Here is an 18,147-nt window from a genome sequence, read left to right as displayed (position 1 = left end):
TTGGCCATAAGTCTAATCTTAGAATCAATATTCCGAACGCTGAGGTGATCGCTGTTGAATGAATACGTTGTTCCCGCCACCTCGCGGTGGCGGGTCGTAGCATTCAGGCCGGGTCGGCGCCGGTCAGTAGCCGGCGGGCGGCTCGTAGCTCACGCCGTACTTGGCGAAGAGGCCCTTCATCGTGCCGTTGTCGATCATCGCGGTCATCGCATCGCCGATGGCGTAGCCGAGATCGCGCGAATCGCTCTTCACCGCGCCGCAGAGTTCCCACGACGTCTTGATCGGCCCGGCGAGCTTCACCTGCGTGAGGCCGATTCCCTCCTTCGCCGTGCCTGCGGCGGAGAGCGCCCCCTCGATCTCGGAGCGGGTGCCGGCCAGGATCGGCGCATCCCCGGCGAGGAAGGCCTTCGCCGCCTCGTCGAAGGTTTTGAAGTGCTTCAGGTTCTTGCGGAGCTGCCCGCCGTTGGCGGTGAGCAGCATCGCGTCGGAGGCGCTGTTGCCCTCGACGTCGATGGGCGTCTTGCCGACATCGCCGAGGGTCTCGAAATCCTCCGTCGCGCCTTTGCGCCAGGCAAGCGCGAGGCGCTGCTGCAGGTAGGGGCGCGTGGTGAAGATCTGCTCGTTGCGCTGGGCGAAGATGCGGTCGGCCGGCACGTGCAGCATCACGTCCGACAGGGCCGAGCCCGCGAGGTCGCCGCGCCACAGGGCGAGGCGCAGGTCGCCGTCGGAGTTCTCGCCCGCATCCACGAGGCGAAGATCGAGCTTCAGCTTCAGCGCGTCCGCCAGCGCCTGGGCGAGGTCCACCTCGATGCCGGTGGGCTTGCCGTCCTTGCGGGCGGAGAACGGGGCGTTGTCGTCGTAGAGCGCGACCCGCAGAGTCCCGTCCGCGCGCACCTCGTCGAGGGGGCGGGAGAGGGCCGGGGCCGCCGACAGCAGCCAGGAGGCCGCCAGGAGTAGGGAGCGCCGTCGCAGGGAGCGGGTCATCCGGCCGCGCTCAATTGTCGACGTGCTGGGATTCGATGTAGCTGCGGATCGCCCACAGCCCCTCCTGCGAGATCACCCCCGCGAAGACCGGCATCTTGGTCATCCCGTCGATGATCGCGCCGTGGGTGACGCGCTCCTTGAACCACTCGTCGCCCTCCTTGCCCTTCTCCAGGTAGCGGAGATCGGGGGCGAGGCCGCCGGAGATCACCTCCAGGCCGTGGCAGCGGGCGCAATTCTGGTTGTAGGCGGAGGAGCCGATCTTCACCGCGTGCTCGTTGCCGCGATAGGGATTCTCGTCGCGCCACGTGTCGCCAAGGGGGGGAAGGCCGTCCGTGTTGACCGGCTGGGGCTGCACGTCCCCGTGGCCGAGGACGGCGCCGCTCGACACCAGGAGCGCGGCCAGCATGCCGCCTGCGAGCGCAAGCCTTCTCGACATCGTGTTCCTCCGTAGCGGCCATCGGCCGTCATGAGCCGTCCGTTCGGGCGGCTGTTTGAAGGAAGGCTATCAAGGCAGGGGGCGCGAACCCATTATGCTTTGGTCCAAGGGCCGTCTTCCAAGCCTGGAAACCGTGTCGAGCCCGCACCTTGGTCCTATTTCCCCAGGCGAATGCCGGCTCTATGCCAGGGTTCAACAACGATCCGACGGGTGGAAACGAGAACAGCCGGATGCGGACGGCGACCGAGGCATGGAGCCGGGGACGGAGACTTGCGCGCTGGAGCGCCGGGTTCCTGGCGGCCGGCCTCCTTGCCATGCCGGCGGCGCTTGCGGCCGAGCCGGTGGGCGTCGCCTATCTCGAACGGCGGATCGAGCGGCCGAACCCCCTGAACAACGAGGATCCGGTTCCCGCCGACGAGGGGCTGAAGGGCGCCGAACTCGGCCTGCGTGACTCGAACGCCACCGGGCGGTTCGGCGGCCTCTCCCTCTCCCTGGCGAGCAAGGTGGTGGAGCCCGGCGGCGACATCCGCGCTGCCCTGGCCGAACTGCTCGCCGGCAAGGACCGGCCGCGATTCGTGGTGGTCAACGCCCCCGCCGCCGACCTCCTTTCCCTGGCCGACGCCCCAGAGGCGAAGGACCTCGTTCTCCTCAATGTCGGCGCCACCGACACCGCCCTGCGCGATGCCGAGTGCCGCAAGCGGGTGCTGCACGTCATCCCCTCGCGGGCGATGCTGACGGACGCCCTCGTCCAGTTGCTGGTGTTCAAGCGCTGGACGCGCATCCTCCTCGTCTCCGGGCCGGACACGGCGGACGGGCTCTACGCGGAGTCCCTGAAGCGCAGCGCCCGGAAGTTCGGGGCGCGGGTCGTCGCGGAGACCAAGTTCGACGCGCGGGGGGCGGATCTGCGCGACAGCGCGCTCCGGGAATTCGCCCTCGCCACGCGCGGCCCCGAGCACGACGTGGTCGCGGTGGCCGACGAGGCGGGCGAGTTCGGCACGAACCTCGTCTACAACACCGAATCCCCGCGCCCGGTGGTGGGCACGCAGGGCCTTTCCCCCGCCGCCTGGGGCCGTGCGGTGGAGGCCTGGGCCGCCGCGCAATTGCAGCAGCGCTTCCGCAAGCTCGCCGGGCGGACCATGAGCCCCGTCGACTGGGCGGGCTGGATGGCCGTCCACGCGGTGGGCGAGGCGGCGGTGAAGCTCAAATCCGCCGATCCGGCCGCCATCGCCAAGCTGATGCTCGATCCCGCCTTCGAGGTCGGCGGCTTCAAGGGGCGGGCGCTCAGCTTCCGCCCCTGGAACGGGCAGTTGCGCCAGCCCCTCTACCTGCTCTGGCCCGGGGCGGTGGTCGGCACGGCGCCGGTCGAGGGCTTCCTCCACCGCGCCACCGAACTCGACACGCTGGGTCTCGACCGGCCCGAGAGCGCCTGCAAGGCCTTCGGAGGATGACATGATGCGCGGTCTTCCCGCCCTCGCCGCCCTGATGGCCTTGCTTCTCCCCGTCGCGCCCACGCGGGCCGCCGAGATCTACGTCACCAACGAGCGCGACAACACGGTCTCGGTGATCGACACCGGGACCTATGCGGTGACGCGCACCTTCCCCGTGGGCCGGCGCCCGCGCGGGGTGGTGTTCTCAAAGGACGGCACGCGCCTCTTCGTCTGCGCCAGCGATTCCGATTCCGTGCAGGTTATCGATCCCGACAGCGGCAAGCTTCTCACCGACCTGCCCTCCGGCGAGGACCCGGAGCAATTCGCGCTCTCGCCCGACGGGCGCACCCTGTTCATCGCCAACGAGAACAACGCCACCACGACGGTGGTCGATGTCGAAACCAAGCACGTGAAGGCGCAGATCGACGTCGGCATCGAGCCCGAGGGCATGGCCGTCAGCCCGGACGGCAAGATCGCGGTGACGACCTCCGAGACCACGAACATGGTCCACTGGATCGACGTGGCGACGCTCACCGCCATCGACGCGACGCGGGTGGACCAGCGCCCGCGCCACGCGGAATTCTCGAAGGACGGCAAGACCCTGTGGGTGTCCTCCGAGATCGGCGGGACCGTCGCGGTGATCGACGTGGCGACCCGCAAGGTGGAGAAGACGATCCCCTTCGAGATCAAGGGCGTCGCCTCGGACCGGATTCAGCCGGTGGGGATCAGTCTCACCGACGACGGGCGCCTCGCCTTCGTGGCACTCGGGCCCTCCGACCGGGTCGCGGTGGTGGATGCCAGGACCTTCGAGGTGAAGAGCTACATCCTCGTCGGGCGGCGGGTCTGGCACATCGCGATCACCCCGGAGCAGGACAGGCTCGTCACCACGAACGGCGTCTCGGGGGACGTGACGGTGATCGACGTGCCGTCGCTCAAGGCGATCAAGACCGTGAAGGTCGGGCGCTTCCCCTGGGGGGCCGCCGTCCGCCCCTCGCCCGCACGCGGCGAGGCCTCCGCCGGCAAGTGACCGGGCAGCGAAGGGACGGGACAGACGATCGGTGCGGTTTGCAACAATCCCCGTTGCGGACATATAGTTCCTCCCACGAGGGCCGCCGGGCGAGAGCGGCCCCGAGCGGGAGTGACGCCGTGATCGATGGAACGCGGATGCGTTCGCATCTCTGCGGGATCCAGTCTGCCTGGACCGAGGCGTCCGACGTGCGCGAGGCCGTGGCCTCCGTCGCCGCGCTCCTCGACCGTGAGCCGATCGGGCACCTGCTCGTCTTCTTCTCGCCCGCCTACGACGCGCGGGATCTCGTTGCGGCGGTGAAGGCGCATTTCCCTGGCGTGACGCTGCAAGGCTGCAGTTCCTCCGGTGGGATCAGCCCGGCCGGCGCCATCGACCGGGGCCTCGTCGCCATCGCCTTCCCCCGCCGGGGCTTCCGCATCGTCAGCGACGTGCTGACCCGGATCGATTGCCTGGATGTCGCCCGCACCGCGACCGCCGTGCGCAGCCTGCGCCGGCAGCTCGACCAGATCCGGGTCGATCCGGTACCGGGCAGCCAGTTCGCCCTCTCGCTCATCGACGCGCTCTCCAACGCGGAGGAGACGGTGGTCTCGGCCGTGGCCTGGGCGCTCGACGGCATCCCCCTCGTCGGCGGCTCGGCGGGGGACGACCTCGCCTTCGCCGGCACGGTGCTCATCCACGATGGGGCGATCCACACCAACGCGGCGGTGCTGATCCTCGTGGAGACGGATTTTCCGATCCGCATCTTCAAGAGCGACAACTTCGCCCCGACCCAGCGCAAGTTCGTCGTGACGGCCGCCTCCGAGGAGCATCGGCGGGTCTACGAACTCAACGCCGAGCCGGCGGCGCGGGAATACGCCAAGGCGGTGGGGCTCGATCCCGAGCACCTGACGCCGATGAGCTTCGCGGCCTATCCCCTCGCGGTGAAGGTCGGGGGTGAATATTATTGCCGGTCAATCAGCCGGGTGGAGCCGGACGGGTCGCTCACCCTGTTCTGCGCCATCAGCGAGGGCGCGGTGCTGACGCTGGCGCAGCCGCACGACATCGTGGAGGCGACGCGGGCGGAACTCTCCGACCTCGACGAGACCCTGGGCGGACTCGACCTCGTGATCGGGTTCGATTGCGTGCTGCGCCGCCTCGACGCCGAGAGCCGGCAATGCCGCCACCGCATCTCGGACCTCTACAGCCGCTACGGCGTGGTCGGGTTCGAGACCTACGGCGAGCAATACCGCTCGATGCACCTGAACCAGACCTTCACCGGCATCGCCATCGGCCGGAACCATCCGGCGTGAGCGGGACGGCCATGGTCGCGGAGGCGGAGGGCGAGAGCCGCGAGGCCCTGACGCGCCGGATCGAGAAGCTGGAGCGCATCAACGCTGCCCTCATGGCCCATGTCGAGCGGACCATGGACCAGCAGGGCGGCGCCTACGCCCTGTTCCAGACCGCGATCATGCTCGAAGGCCGCGTCCGCTCGCGCACGGAGGAGCTGACCTCCCTGATGAAGAGCCTGGAGACCTCGAACTCGGCTTTGCAATCGGCCAAGGACGAAGCCGAGACGGCCAACCGCTCGAAGACGCGCTTCCTCGCCGCCGCGAGCCACGACCTGCTCCAGCCCCTCAACGCGGCCCGGCTCTCCCTCTCGGCGCTGGCCGACCTCGCCCCCGGCCCGGAGGCGCAGACCGTCGCGGGACAGGTGGAGCGCGGTCTCCAGACCATCGAGGACCTGATCAAGGCCCTCATCGACATCTCGAAGCTCGATGCGGGCGCCGTGCGGCCGGTGATCAAGCCGGTGCGGCTCGCGGATCTGGTGGCGCATATCGAGGCGAGCTTCCGGCCCTTCGCCGAGCGCAAGGGCCTGCGCCTCCTCTCCCGTGCGTGCGACGTGGTGGTGGCCACCGACGTGGCGCTGATGCAGCGGATCCTGCAGAACCTCGTGTCCAACGCCGTGCGCTACACGGAATCGGGTGGGGTGCTGATCGGCGTGCGCCGCCGGGGCGGCCTGTGCCGGATCGACGTGGTCGATTCCGGCCGGGGCATCCCGGAGGAGGAGCGCGACCTCGTCTTCGAGGAATTCTACCGGGGCACGGGCGACGGCGAGGATGCCGGCGGGCCGGGGCTGGGGCTCGGCCTCTCCATCGTCCAGCGCATGGCCTCGGCCCTGGGCCACCCGATCCAGTTGCATTCCCGGGTCGGGCGGGGGACGCGGATGAGCGTCGAGCTTCCTCTCGCGCCGTCGGCGCCGGACGCGCCCGCGCATCCGGTGCCTGTGGCCACGACGCTGACCGGCGCGCGGGTGCTCGTCATCGAGAACGACGCCTCTACCGCCGAGGCGCTGGAACGGCTGCTGCGCGGGTGGGACGCCGAGGTGGAGAGCCACCGCGCCCTCTCCGGCGTGGTCGAATCCCTGCGCAACGGGATGAAGCGCCCGGACGTGATGATCATCGATTATCACCTGTCCGACGGCGCCACCGGCCTCGACGTGGTCGAGCACCTGCGGGAGGCGCGGGGCTGGGTGACGCCAGTCATCGTCGCAACCGCCGATTACAGCGTCGAGGTCGGCCGCCGCGTCGTGGAGGCCCAGGCCGAGCTGATGCTGAAGCCGGTGAAGCCGGCGCAGTTGCGCGCGCTCCTGGCCTACCTGCTGGCCTGATCCGGCCCAATGCGGACAATTTGAGCGAACGGTCTTACGTGGTCTGTACGCGTCCGTGGGAGAGTGTGCTCCTCTGTCGAGGCTCGCAATGATCGAACGCCGCGCTCTCCCCCGCACCCGGCTCGATGTCCCGGGGCGCATCTGCCTGGACGAACACCGCTCCGTCTCCTGCCTCGTCTACGACCGGTCGGAACGCGGCGTCCGCGTCACCCTCCCGGAGGCGGACCTGATCCCCGACACGTTCCTGTTGGAGATCGAACAGGCGCCGACCTTCTTCGTCTGCCGCCTCGTGTGGCGGAAGGGCGAGGAGATCGGCGCGCAGTTGGAGGCGGCCTGAGCCGCCGCTCAGCGGCTCCTCTCCCGCGCCTCGCGGATCCGGTCCAGCAACTCGGCGGCCGACTCGGCCCGCCGGGCCGCGTCCCCGCAGGCCCGCCGCAGGACGATCCGGTTCTCCTTGAGCACGAGGTCGTCGGCCGCCGCCATCGGTCCCGGCCGGCAACCGGGCCGGAACTCGGCCGCGATGCCCTGCGGCCCGCCGTTCAGCCGGGCGATGCCGAGCTGGCGGCAGGTGGCCCTAAGCCGGCCGAGGGCGAACAGGGCGGCGACCGGCTCCGGCGGCGCGCCGAACCGGTCCTCCACCTCCGCCGCCAGGGCCTCGATCGCCTCCGCATCCCGCAGCCGCAGGACGCGGGTGTAGAGGTCGAGGCGGATCTCCGGCTCCGGCACGTAGGAATCCGGGATCGTCGCGGCGAGGCCGAGGACGAGGTCCGGGGTCCAATCCTCGGCCGGCTGACCCTTGGCCTGCATCAGCGCGAGTTCGAGCAGATGCCGGTAGAGGCCGAGCCCGACGAGCTTGGCGTGCCCCGCCTGATCCTCGCCGACGAGATCGCCCGCTCCGCGCAGGTCGAGGTCGCGGGCGCTGATGGCGAAGCCGGCGCCGAGGCGGTCCATGGCCTCCAAGGCGCGCAGGCGCTGCTCGGCGGCCGGGTTCGGCGGCGCGGCGGGATCGCTCAGCAGATAGACCACGCCACGGCGCTGGCCGCGCCCGACCCGCCCGCGCAGCTGGTGCAACTGCGCGAGGCCGAACCGGGCGGCGTCCCACACGAGCATCGTGTTGGCGCGGGGCACGTCGAGGCCGCTCTCGATGATTGCGGTGGCGAGGAGCACGTCGCCCGAGCCCTCCGCGAACCGGACCATGGTCTCGTCCATCTCCGCGGCCTTCAGGTCGCCATGCGCGACGGCGATGTCGAGGTCGGGCACGAGCTTGGCGAGGCGGTCGCGCAAGGGGGCGATGTCCTCGATGCGCGGGCAGACGACGAAGCTCTGGCCGCTCCTTCGGTGCTCGCGCACCAGCGCCTCGCGCAGGGTCTCGTCCTCGAAGGCGGTGACGACGGTGCGCACCGGTTGGCGCAGAGCAGGCGGGGTCGCCAGCACGCTGAGGCTCTGCAGGCCGACCAGGGCCGATTGCAGGGTGCGCGGGATCGGCGTCGCCGTCAGGGTCAGGACGTGGCCACCGGCCGCGAGACGGCGCAGGTCGGATTTCATCTTGGCGCCGAAGCGCTGCTCCTCGTCGATCACCGTGAGGCCGAGATCGGCATAGGCGACGCTCTTGGCGGCCAGGGCATGGGTGCCGACCGCGAGGCGGATCGAGCCGTCCGCCAAGCCCTGCTTCACCCGCTTCGCCTCGGCCGGCGAGACGAGGCGCGAGAGATGCCCGACCTCGATGCCGAACCGGCTGAAGCGGCGCTCCAGGGTGGCGGCGTGCTGGCGGGCGAGCACGGTGGTCGGGGCGATCAGCACCGCCTGCTTGCCGGCGAAGATCGCGGCGGCGAGGGCGCGCAGGGCGACCTCGGTCTTGCCGAAGCCGACATCGCCGCAGATCAGCCGGTCCATAGGTTCGCCGGAGGCAAGGTCCGCCAAGATCGCCTCAACGGATTGCGCCTGATCCGGGGTCGGCGAGAAGCCGAAGCCCGCCGCGAAACGCTCAAGGTCGCGCGCCGGGGGTACGAGCTTCGCCGCGCCGGCCTCCTTCCGCACTTTGGCGGCTTCGAGCAGGATGCGGGCGGTGCGGGCGAGGGTCGCCTCGGCCTCCAGGCGGCGGCGCGCCCAGGTGTTGCCGTCGAGCTTGTCGAGGGTGACGGCCTCCGGCTCCGAGCCGTAGCGCCAAATCCGCTCGGCCTGATCCACCGGCACCATCAGCACCGCGTCGTCGGCGAAGCGCAGGCGCAGGGCCTCCGTCGCGTCCGTGGTCGAGACGGGTTCCAGCCCCTCGAACACGCAGAGCCCCCGGTCGCGGTCGACGGCCACGTCGCCCGGCCGCAATTCGACATCGCCCAGCGGCAGGACCGGACCCGCCGTGCCGACCGGCGCGGCCGACGGCCCGAGGAAATCCGCCGCCGCGACGACGGTGGTGCCGTCGAGGCGGAAGCCGGCCGAGAGGGGTGCCTCGAAAGCCAGCACCGCGCCGGGCTCGGCCTCCCCGGCCTCGGCCCAGGCGTCGATGAGCCGGATCGGACGCTCGGCGGCCTCGGAGGCGCGGCGCACGAGGCGGCGCAGGGGGGATTTCGGGCCGGCGAGGACGATACGGTCGCCCGCCTTCAGCCGCTCGCGCAAGAACTTCGCCAGGGCCGTGCCGGGGCGCTTGTCGCGGGCGAAGACCGGGACCATCACGTCCTGGGCGGCCTCTTCCGTCGCGCCGGCCAGCGCATGGCCCTTGGCCAGCGCCTTCCACTCCTTGGGCGTGAGATAGAGCCCGTCCACGGCCTTGGCCGAGCGGCGCCCACGGCTCGCGGCCTCCCGCCCCTCCTCGACCTGCTCGAAGAAGGCGCCGAGGCGGCTCTCCGTCCCCTCCTCCACGACGAGGCGGGCCTCGGGGAGGTAATCGATCAGCGTCACGAGCGATTTGTAAAAGCGCGGCAGGCCGTGCTCCTGGCCCGTGAAGGGCACCAGCCGGTCCTGTGCGTCGGCCGTCAGCAGGATCTCGGTGGCGGGGTCCACGAGGAGGTTAGGGGTCTCGGCCACGGAGCGCTGCGAGACCGGATCGTAGGAGCGGATCGCGGTGACGCGGCCCTTGTCGTGCTCCACCCGGCAGGGGCGCGGGGCGGCGGCGGGGAAAACTTCGAGGGTCCGGCCGCGCATGGCGACCTCGCCCGGCTCGTCCACCCGCTCGTCGAGGACGTAACCGAGGCGCTGCAACTCGGCGGTGACGGCGGCGACGTCGATCGTGTCGCCGACGGCGAAGGTGACGCGCGCGCCGTCCCAGGTCTCCGGCGGCGGGACCCGCTGGACCATGGCGGGGCCGGTGGTGAGGATGATCGCGGGCCGCGCCTCCGCGTCGGTCAGCCAGCGGAGCAGCGCGGTGCGGGCGCCCATCGTGGCCCGCGACGGCGAGGCATGGTCGAAGGGCAGGCAATCCCATTCGGGAAAGAGGCCGACCGCGAGGCCGGGCTGCAGCACGCGGAGCGTCGCGGCGAGTTCTTCGAGGCGCCGCCCGTCGCGGGCGACATGGACGATGGGACCGCCCTCCTCCGCGAGGCCGAGGAGCGACACGGCGAGCGCCCCTGTTGGGACGAGCGGTACATCCTCCGGGCTCCGTTCCGCCGCCTTCGCCTGACGCCGCACCCCTGAACCTGCCATTCCGGACCCGCACTCATCACCCTTGTGCCCGGCAACGCGGCTGGGGCCCGCCGGGTCCCCTCCATCCACAGCGGGCGTGCCGTCACAGGCGCGTTGCGCTCGGGCCACCGAGGCGCCAGAACGAAGGCCTGTCCATGTCGGGAGTGCTTCGTATGCGAACAGAGACGCCGCCGCTGATCCGCCTGGAGGATTACCGCCCGAGCGCCTTCCTGATCGACCGCGTCGATCTCGACATCCGGCTCGATCCGCACGCCACGCGGATCACGGCGGAACTCGCCCTGCGGCCGAACCCCGCCGGAGACCCGGAGGCGCCGCTCCATCTCGACGGCGACGACCTGACGCTCGTGGCCCTCGACCTCGACGGGGCGGGCGTGGCGCCGGAGGCTATGACGGTCTCTCCATCGGGCCTGACCCTGCACCGGCCGCCCCGGCGGCCCTTCGTTCTGCGGATCGTCACGCAGGTCGATCCCACCGCCAACACCAAGCTGATGGGCCTCTACCGGACGGACGGCGTCTACTGCACCCAGTGCGAGGCGGACGGCTTCCGGCGCATCACCTACTTCCTCGACCGGCCGGACGTGATGGCCGTCTACATCACGCGGATCGAGGCGGACCGCGAGGAGGCCCCGGTGCTGCTGGGCAACGGCAACCCGGTCGAGTCCGGCCCGGTGGGCGAGGACCGCCACTACGCCGTCTGGCACGACCCGCACCCGAAGCCGGCCTATCTCTTCGCCATCGTCGGCGGACGCCTCGGCAAGGTCGAGACCACGTTCCGCACGATGGAGGGGCGCGACGTGACCTGCGCCGTCTATGTCGAGCCCGGCCGGGAAGACCGCGCGGGCTACGCCCTCGACGCCGTGGTCCGCTCGATGGAGTGGGACGAGCGCGCCTTCGGCCGCGCCTACGACCTCGACGTGTTCACCGTCGTCGCCGTCTCCGCCTTCAACATGGGGGCGATGGAGAACAAGGGCCTCAACATCTTCAACGACAAGTACGTGCTCGCCGTACCCGAGACGGCGACCGACGCGGACTACGCCAACATCGAGGCGATCATCGCCCACGAGTATTTTCACAATTGGTCCGGCAACAGAGTGACTTGCCGGGATTGGTTCCAGCTCTGCCTGAAGGAGGGCCTGACGGTCTTCCGCGATCAGGAATTCTCCTCGGACATGCGCTCCCGGCCGGTCCACCGGATCGGCGAGGTGCGCTCCCTGCGCGCCCGGCAATTCCCCGAGGATGCCGGCCCGCTGCGCCATCCCGTGCGGCCGAACGCCTATGCCGAGATCAACAACTTCTACACGGCGACGGTCTACGACAAGGGCGCCGAGATCGTGCGGATGCTGCGCACCCTGATCGGCGGCGATGCCTTCCGCGCGGGCATGGACCGCTACTTCGCGGACAATGACGGGCGCGCGGCCACCGTCGAGGATTTCCTCGCCGCCTTCGCCACCGTGACCGGGCGCGACCTCTCGGCCTTCGCCCGCTGGTACGAGCGCCCTGGCACGCCCCGCCTCGCGGCGAGCGGCACCTACGATGCCGCCGCCCGCACCTACACCCTGCGCCTCGCCCAGCACCTACCGGAGGAGGGCCCGCCCCTCGTCATCCCCGTGGCGCTCGGCCTCGTGGGCGCCTCCGGCCCCCTGACCGGGGCGACCTGCAAGGCGGTGAAGGACGGCGTCTTCGTCCTCGACACCCGCGAGGCGGACCTCGTGTTCGAGGCCGTCACCGAGGCGCCGGTGCCCTCGCTGCTGCGGGACTTCTCGGCGCCCGTGCGCCTCGATTTCGCCCTCACCGACGCGGAGCGCCTGCGCTTGCTCGCCCGCGACAGCGACCCGTTCAACCGTTGGCAGGCGGCGCAGGACGTCGCCATGCGGCTGATCCTCGACCCCGATCCCGCCCGCGCGGAGGCATTCGCGGAGGCGCTCGGCACCTTCCTCGACGGGGAGGCGCTGTCCGACCCGGCTTTCGCCGCCCTCGTCCTCGCCCTGCCGACCGAGGGCGAGGCGGCCGATCAACTCGCCGCCGACGTCGATCCCGATGCCATCCACACCGCCCGGCACGCCCTGCGCGCCCATCTCGGCTGGGCGCTGCGCCCGCGCCTGGACCGCATCGACGCGGCCCTCGCCCCGGCGGACGGGGCCGCCTACAGCCCCGACGCCGCCTCGGCGGGCCGCCGGTCGCTCCGCAACGCGGCCCTCGACCTGATCGCGGCGGGTGACCCGGAGGCGGGTGCGGCCCTTGCCACGCGCCGCCTCGACGAGGCCGGCAACATGACCGACCGGCTCGCCGCCCTCGCCACCCTCGCGCAGATCCCCGGCCCGGCGCGGGAGGCCGCCCTCGACGGGTTCGGGGCGCGCTACGCCCACGAACCCCTCGTCCTCGACAAGTGGTTCGCCATCCAGGCGACCATCCCCGAACCCGAGACCCTGGCGCGAATCGAGCGGCTGAAGGGCCACCCGGCCTTCTCCATGACCAACCCGAATCGGGTCCGCGCGCTCATCGGCAGCTTCAGCATGGCGAACCCGACGCAGTTCGCGCGGGCCGACGGAGCGGGTTTCGCGCTCGTCGCGGACACCGTGAAGGCGCTCGATTCCGCGAATCCTCAGGTTGCAGCCAGGCTTCTAACGGCCTTCGGATCGTGGCGTCGGCTCGAAAAAAACCGCCGTGTGGCCGCCGCCGAAATGCTGAACCGGATCAAGGCCGTTCCTGGTTTGTCCAGGGATGTCGCGGACATCCTGAGCCGGACTCTGAAAGACGGCTAACCACCTGTTAAGATTGCACAAAACTGATTCTGTCGGCTGGCGTCGGGAGGGGTTCACGTCAAGGTAGAATGGTAAAAAAGCGGTGGACAAACCCCCTGCGCAGGTGATTGTATTCAGTCAGATTCGCAGGGCGCCAGCGCCCCGGCCGGATCGATTCTCCGAGGGGTGAGGTTCGGCCATGCCGGAGGCGGTTTCCGCTTCCCTCTCCGCGCGTGCGGACTCGACTCTGTCGGCGGTTTGGCCCGTCCGCAGCCGGGATCCGCGTTTGCAGAGAGCGGAGCGCTGGTTGCGCTATGCCGTACCCGGCGCGCTCTCGATCTTCCTCGCCTGCCTCGTCGCCCTGGCCGCGATCCACATCCGTGGCCAGCGGGCCGAGATCCTGTCCGGTGCCGAGGCCGAGGTGGAGAGCTTCGCCCGCCTCGCCGCCCATGCCCTGCGCTCGGTCGAGAGCGGCCGCGCCGACCTTCACGCCCTGCTTCCCGAGGACGGGCGCCATCCCGGCCGCCGCCTCGTCCTGCTCGCCCCCAATTCCCGGATCGCCGTCGCCCATCCGCCGCTGCCGGCGGAGATGGAGACGCTGCCCGACATCCTCGGGCCCAGCGAACCGCTCTCGGCCCTCGGCGAGCGCGCCGGGGCGGTGCTCCTCGAGCTCCCCGGCGGCGAGCGTGTGGTCGCGGCCGTACACAACCTGCCCGCCGGGAAGGGTCAGGTCGCGGTGCTTCAGCCCGTCGATCCGCTGATGGTCGGCTGGGGGGCGCGGACGCGCGACCAGATCGTCCTCGTCGGCGCGGCGATCCTCGTGATCGTCGGCGTCGGCGTCGCCTACGGGCTGCAGACGCGGCAGGCGACCCTCGCCGACCGGGCCTGCGAGCAGATCCGCCTCCGGCTGGAGACGGCGCTCCGCCGCAGCGATTGCGGCCTGTGGGACTGGGACATCGCCAGGGGGCGGATCTACTGGTCCGACTCGATGTACACGCTGCTCGGCTACCGCCGGGAGCAGCCCTATCTCGCCTTCGGCACGGTCAACGGCCTCGTCCACCCGGATGACGGCGACCTCTACAGCCTCGCCCGCGCGGTCGCCGCCAACCAGACCCATGTGGACCACGCCTTCCGCGTGCGCGGTGCGGACGGGGCCTATGTCTGGCTGCGCGCCCGCGCCGAGGTGGTGACGGACGGGTTCGATGGCGGGCGCCATCTCGTCGGCATCGCCGTCGACATCAGCCACCAGCGCGCCCTGGAAGAAACCAGCGCCGCCAACGACATGCGCCTGCGCGACGCGGTGGAGGCGATCTCCGAGGCGTTTGTGGTATGGGACCAGGGCAACCGCCTCGTCCTGTGCAATTCCAAGTTCCGCCATCTCCACGCGCTCAGCGCCGAGGATGCCCAGCCGGGCCGCCGCTACGTCGACGTGATGAGCCGGGGCGCCCTGCCCCAGATCCGCCGGGAGACACCGGAGATCGGCATGGCGACCGCCCGCACCTTCGAGGCGGAACTGGCCGACGGGCGATGGCTGCAGATCAGCGAACGCCGCACGCGGGACGGGGGCTACGTCTCAGTCGGCACCGACATCACCAGCCTGAAGCGCCAGCAGGAACAGCTCGTCGCCTCGGAGCGCGAGTTGATCGACACGGTCACCGACCTCAAACGATCGCGCCGGACCCTCGAAGTCCAGACGCAGCAGCTCGCAGACCTCGCCGAGCGCTACCTCGACCAGAAGGCTGTGGCCGAATCGGCCAACCAGTCGAAATCCGAGTTCCTGGCCAACATGAGCCACGAACTGCGCACCCCGCTCAACGCCATCATCGGCTTCGCGGACGTGATGGAGAACGAGGTTCTCGGGCCCGTCGGCGTGCCGCGCTACAGCGAGTATGCCCGCGACATCCGCCTGAGCGGCGGCCATCTGCTCGCGATGATCGACGACATCCTCGACATGGCCCGCCTGGAGGCCCGCCGCGTGCGGCTCCAGCCCCGCGCCCTGCCCGCCGAACGGGCCCTGGCCGACGCGGTCGAGGCAGTCGCCCCCGAGGCCGAGCGCAAGGATCTGCAGATCCACGTCGATGTCCGGGCCGGGACGGACCTGCTCGCCGACGTCCGCGGCATCCACCGCATCCTCGTCGGCATCCTCGAGAACGCCGTGAAGTTTACGGGCTCCGGCGGGCGGATCGAGGTCCGCGTCCGCCCGGCGGGCGAGCACGTCCACGTCTTCGTGGCCGACAGCGGCATGGGCATTCCCCGCGCCGCGCTGCCCCGGCTCGGCCAGCCCTTCACCAAGGTCGAGACGCAGATCACCAGCCGCCACAAGGGCTCGGGCCTCGGCCTCGCCATCGCCCGCTCCACCGCCGAACTGCACGGCGGCGGCCTGCGGATCCGGTCGGAGGAGAATGTCGGCACGGTGGTGCTGCTGCGCCTCCCGGCCCCGACTCCGCAGCGGCTGGAAAAGGTCGCCGAGACGGCAGGCCGCGAGGCTGCCGCGAAGACCCTCCGGCGAAACGCGGCCTGAGCCGCCCCGCTAGCCCGGCGCGCGCTGCGGCTCGGTGAGGGCGGGCGTTTCCTTCGGCGGCACTGGGGCCGGCGTCCGGGCGAGGGAGGCCGAGATCGTCAGGGCGACATGCTCGGCCATGCAGCGCAGGCCGAGGTCGTTCAGGCGGAACTGCCGCCCGAGGATATGGCCCTCGCCCTTCTCGGTGCGGCCTGCCAAGTAGCGTAGGGCCTCGAAGCGGCGCACCAGCGGGACGCCCTCGCGGGTGGCGACGTCGCGCACCCCATCCACGATCCGGTTGTAATCCGTGTCCGTCGCGACGCTCGCCGTGTAGAGCGGATCGACCAGCACCACGTCGATCCCGTGGGATTTGAGCCACGCTACGGACTCGTCCAGGGCCTCGGCGAAGGCCGTGGGATCGACCCGCGCGATGGCATCGTGGGTGCCGACCTGCCACACGACGAGGTCCGGCTCGGCGTCCGCCACGAGGCTGCGGAGCCGCTCGGCGGCGCCGGAGGCGATCTCCCCGGGCAGGCCGCGATGGTCGATCACCACGTCGACATGCGGCATGGCCTGTTCCAGCGCCGCTTCGAGCTTCACGGGATAGGAGGCGGAGGCGCCGGGGGCCGACGAGCCGCCGATGGCCAGGATGCGCAGCACGTGCCGCTCCTCCAGCGCCGCCTTCGCGGCCGCGAGGCCCGCGACGCTGTAGAGTTGCGAGCCCGGCACCCGGCATTCGAGCGAGGGGGCCGGCATGCCCGCTTCCTGCGCGGCGGCGGGGACGATGCCCAGGCAGAGGGCGACGACGATGCCCCTCATGCGCGCGGCTTCGGTGCTCTGCGGGAACGCCATTCGACGAACCATGCGGTGATTCCCAACGCGACGAGACCGCAGCCGGCAACCGCCATGTCGACCAGCAACCCGCCTCCGGTCTGGAAACGGATGAGCTGGCCGATCAGGCTCAACAGCGACCCCATCGAGAAGACGGCCAGGGAGTTCCTGCCCAGGCCCGACAGGAATCCGACGATCCAGCCGATTCGCGGCGCGATCAATGCGTAGAGTGGCGAAAACGCCAACAATACCCCAAGGAAATGCACCAGACGGGCCGGCGTCAGGTAGCTTTTCTCGAACGTGAACAACAAACGCGGTTCCGGGACCGTGAGCGGGTCGGGCCGGATATCGAGCACCGACAGGGTGATGCCGACGATCACGATGACGACGCCCAGCGGCATCAGGCGCCGCGTCCAGCGCCCGAAGGCGGGGGAGGTCCGGTTCCAGTCCTGCAGCACGAAGCCCAGCGTCAGCAGCAACTGCCAGCAATACGGATCGAAGAACCACGTCCCCTCGCCCGGCCAGGAGGGCAGGTTCCAGTCGAGGATCAGGCTTGCGAGGTAGAGCGCGAAGGACAGGCCGAGCGCCAGCACTCGGCTGACCCGGGCGATCACCACGATGATCGGGGCGATGCCGATCAGCACCACGTAGAGCGGCAGGATGTTGAAGAAGCCGAGCTGGTAGGTGAGCAGCGCCATGCCGCAGACCGACTGGATCGGGTCCGCGAAGAAGTTGCCGGCATTGTGCCATTCGAGGATCAGCGGGTTGTCGAGGAGCAGCGCGGCCCCGGCGATGATCGCCAGCGCCAGCAGCATCACCGTGATCTGCGCCCGGTAGACCTCGACGGTGCGCGCCAGCATCCGCACGACGCTGCGCCAGCGCGGCTCCGGCGTCCCGTCGCGGGTGCGCGTGGCGATCCCGATCGACCACCCCGCCAGGAACACGAACAGCTCGGCCGCGTCCGAGATGCCGTATTGCGAGAAGGTGTAGCGCTCGAACGTGTTGCCGGGGATGTGGTTGATGAAGATCGTGATCAGGGCGAAGCCGCGCCAGAAATCGATCGCATTGGGCTCCCGCATGGGGGCGGCGGCTCCGGGGCTGGTCGGCGGACCGGGTCTCTGTAAGGCGCGCGAGCGCCGCTGGAAACCCGGACCTGAGGGGGGATGGGGGCGAATTCCGGCGGCGAATTTCGATCGCGCGCCATCGAACCGGGGGGCAAACGTCGCGTTACAGACGCGAAGGAGCCTCCCCATGCGTCACGCTGTTTTGATCTCTCTCGCGCTCTGGGCGGGTGGCTCGGCCGCCGCCCTCGCTCAGGCGACGACCGGCACGGGCGGCGGGCCGACCAGCACCGTCACCGCGCCGCATACCAGCGCGGTCGGACGGACCATGCCCCCGGCCGGCGGCGATGCCGGTGCCGCGACCGCCGGGGACAACCGCGAGCGGCGGACCAAGGTGCAGAAGACCGACGACAAGATCACCGACGGCATCTGCATCGGCTGCGGACCCAAGTGAGGCGGCGCCTCACAAATTGAGGGTCGTGCCGTCCCGCGCCTGCGGCTCGTCGGCGAGCCGCAGCAGGTTGCGGCCGTAGGCGGTCTTGGAGAACAGCTTGCCGCGGGCGATCAGCTGCTCGCGGTCGATGAAGCCCTGCACGTAGGCGATCTCCTCCAGGCAGGCGACTTGAAGCCCCTGCCGGTGCTGGATCGTGCGCACGAATTCCGACGCTTCGAGCAGGCTGTCGTGGGTCCCCGTGTCGAGCCACGCATAGCCCCGGCTCATCTTCTCCACGTAGAGCTGGCCGCGCTCGAGATAGGCCTCGTTCACGCTGGTGATCTCGAGTTCGCCGCGCGCCGAGGGCGTCACGGCGGCGGCGATGTCCAGCACCTGATTGTCGTAGAAGTACAGGCCCGTCACC

Annotated in this window: 14 protein-coding genes; 8 read left to right on the top strand and 6 right to left on the bottom strand. The window is 70.6% G+C overall.

The window, feature by feature from the left end; all coding sequences use genetic code 11:
- Positions 1–123 precede the first annotated feature (123 nt).
- Together MKK52_RS04715 and pedF are read right to left on the bottom strand one after the other, a co-directional pair.
- The gene (locus tag MKK52_RS04715) at positions 124–984 is read right to left on the bottom strand and encodes a substrate-binding periplasmic protein (RefSeq protein ID WP_243952658.1); all 861 of its coding nucleotides are present in this window, start codon (positions 982–984) and stop codon (positions 124–126) included.
- Between the two features lie 10 nt (positions 985–994).
- A complete protein-coding gene (pedF, locus tag MKK52_RS04710) occupies positions 995–1,420 on the bottom strand; it encodes a cytochrome c-550 PedF (RefSeq protein WP_243952656.1) in 426 nt (141 codons plus the stop codon).
- A gap of 230 nt (positions 1,421–1,650) precedes the next feature.
- Between pedF and MKK52_RS04705 the strand changes: the two genes are divergently transcribed.
- The 5 genes from MKK52_RS04705 (at position 1,651) to MKK52_RS04685 (ending at position 6,858) form a co-directional block, all read left to right on the top strand.
- Positions 1,651–2,868 (top strand): ABC transporter substrate-binding protein, encoded by a 1,218-nt coding sequence (locus MKK52_RS04705; protein ID WP_243952655.1) that lies wholly within the window; start codon positions 1,651–1,653, stop codon positions 2,866–2,868.
- Between the two features lies 1 nt (position 2,869).
- Positions 2,870–3,874 (top strand): PQQ-dependent catabolism-associated beta-propeller protein, encoded by a 1,005-nt coding sequence (locus tag MKK52_RS04700; RefSeq protein ID WP_409564620.1) that lies wholly within the window; start codon positions 2,870–2,872, stop codon positions 3,872–3,874.
- 119 nt (positions 3,875–3,993) lie between these two features.
- Positions 3,994–5,163, top strand: a complete 1,170-nt coding sequence (locus MKK52_RS04695; RefSeq protein WP_243952654.1) for an FIST N-terminal domain-containing protein — start codon at positions 3,994–3,996, stop codon at positions 5,161–5,163.
- A gap of 11 nt (positions 5,164–5,174) precedes the next feature.
- Entirely contained in the window at positions 5,175–6,521 is a 1,347-nt protein-coding gene (locus MKK52_RS04690; protein ID WP_243952670.1) for a hybrid sensor histidine kinase/response regulator, read from the top strand.
- Positions 6,522–6,609: 88 nt separating this feature from the next.
- Positions 6,610–6,858, top strand: coding sequence for a PilZ domain-containing protein (locus MKK52_RS04685; RefSeq protein WP_243952653.1), 249 nt, complete (start codon positions 6,610–6,612; stop codon positions 6,856–6,858).
- An 8-nt stretch (positions 6,859–6,866) separates the two neighbouring features.
- Here the strand turns inward: MKK52_RS04685 and MKK52_RS04680 are convergent, their stop codons facing one another.
- On the bottom strand, positions 6,867–10,157 hold the full coding sequence (locus tag MKK52_RS04680) for a DEAD/DEAH box helicase (protein ID WP_243952652.1): 3,291 nt from the start codon (positions 10,155–10,157) through the stop codon (positions 6,867–6,869).
- Positions 10,158–10,309: 152 nt separating this feature from the next.
- On the opposite strand from MKK52_RS04680, the gene pepN reads away from it, so the two are divergent.
- Entirely contained in the window at positions 10,310–12,919 is a 2,610-nt protein-coding gene (gene pepN / locus MKK52_RS04675) for an aminopeptidase N (RefSeq protein WP_243952651.1), read from the top strand.
- A 178-nt stretch (positions 12,920–13,097) separates the two neighbouring features.
- The gene (locus tag MKK52_RS04670) at positions 13,098–15,419 is read left to right on the top strand and encodes a PAS domain-containing sensor histidine kinase (RefSeq protein WP_243952650.1); all 2,322 of its coding nucleotides are present in this window, start codon (positions 13,098–13,100) and stop codon (positions 15,417–15,419) included.
- Between the two features lie 9 nt (positions 15,420–15,428).
- On the opposite strand, the gene MKK52_RS04665 is transcribed toward MKK52_RS04670, so the two are convergent.
- Entirely contained in the window at positions 15,429–16,217 is a 789-nt protein-coding gene (locus MKK52_RS04665; protein WP_409564619.1) for an SGNH/GDSL hydrolase family protein, read from the bottom strand.
- A complete protein-coding gene (locus tag MKK52_RS04660) occupies positions 16,214–17,308 on the bottom strand; it encodes an OpgC family protein (protein ID WP_243952649.1) in 1,095 nt (364 codons plus the stop codon). Before MKK52_RS04660 ends, MKK52_RS04665 begins: the two co-directional genes overlap by 4 nt.
- Positions 17,309–17,480: 172 nt before the next feature.
- Between MKK52_RS04660 and MKK52_RS04655 the strand changes: the two genes are divergently transcribed.
- On the top strand, positions 17,481–17,744 hold the full coding sequence (locus tag MKK52_RS04655) for a hypothetical protein (RefSeq protein ID WP_243952648.1): 264 nt from the start codon (positions 17,481–17,483) through the stop codon (positions 17,742–17,744).
- 9 nt (positions 17,745–17,753) lie between these two features.
- Here the strand turns inward: MKK52_RS04655 and MKK52_RS04650 are convergent.
- Positions 17,754–18,147 (bottom strand): sugar phosphate nucleotidyltransferase (locus MKK52_RS04650; RefSeq protein WP_243952647.1); only part of this gene is annotated, 394 nt, incomplete at its 5' end.

The organism is Methylobacterium sp. J-067, from assembly GCF_022829465.1.
Lineage (GTDB): Bacteria > Pseudomonadota > Alphaproteobacteria > Rhizobiales > Beijerinckiaceae > Methylobacterium > Methylobacterium litchii.
This window is presented reverse-complemented; position numbering and strand designations above follow the sequence as displayed.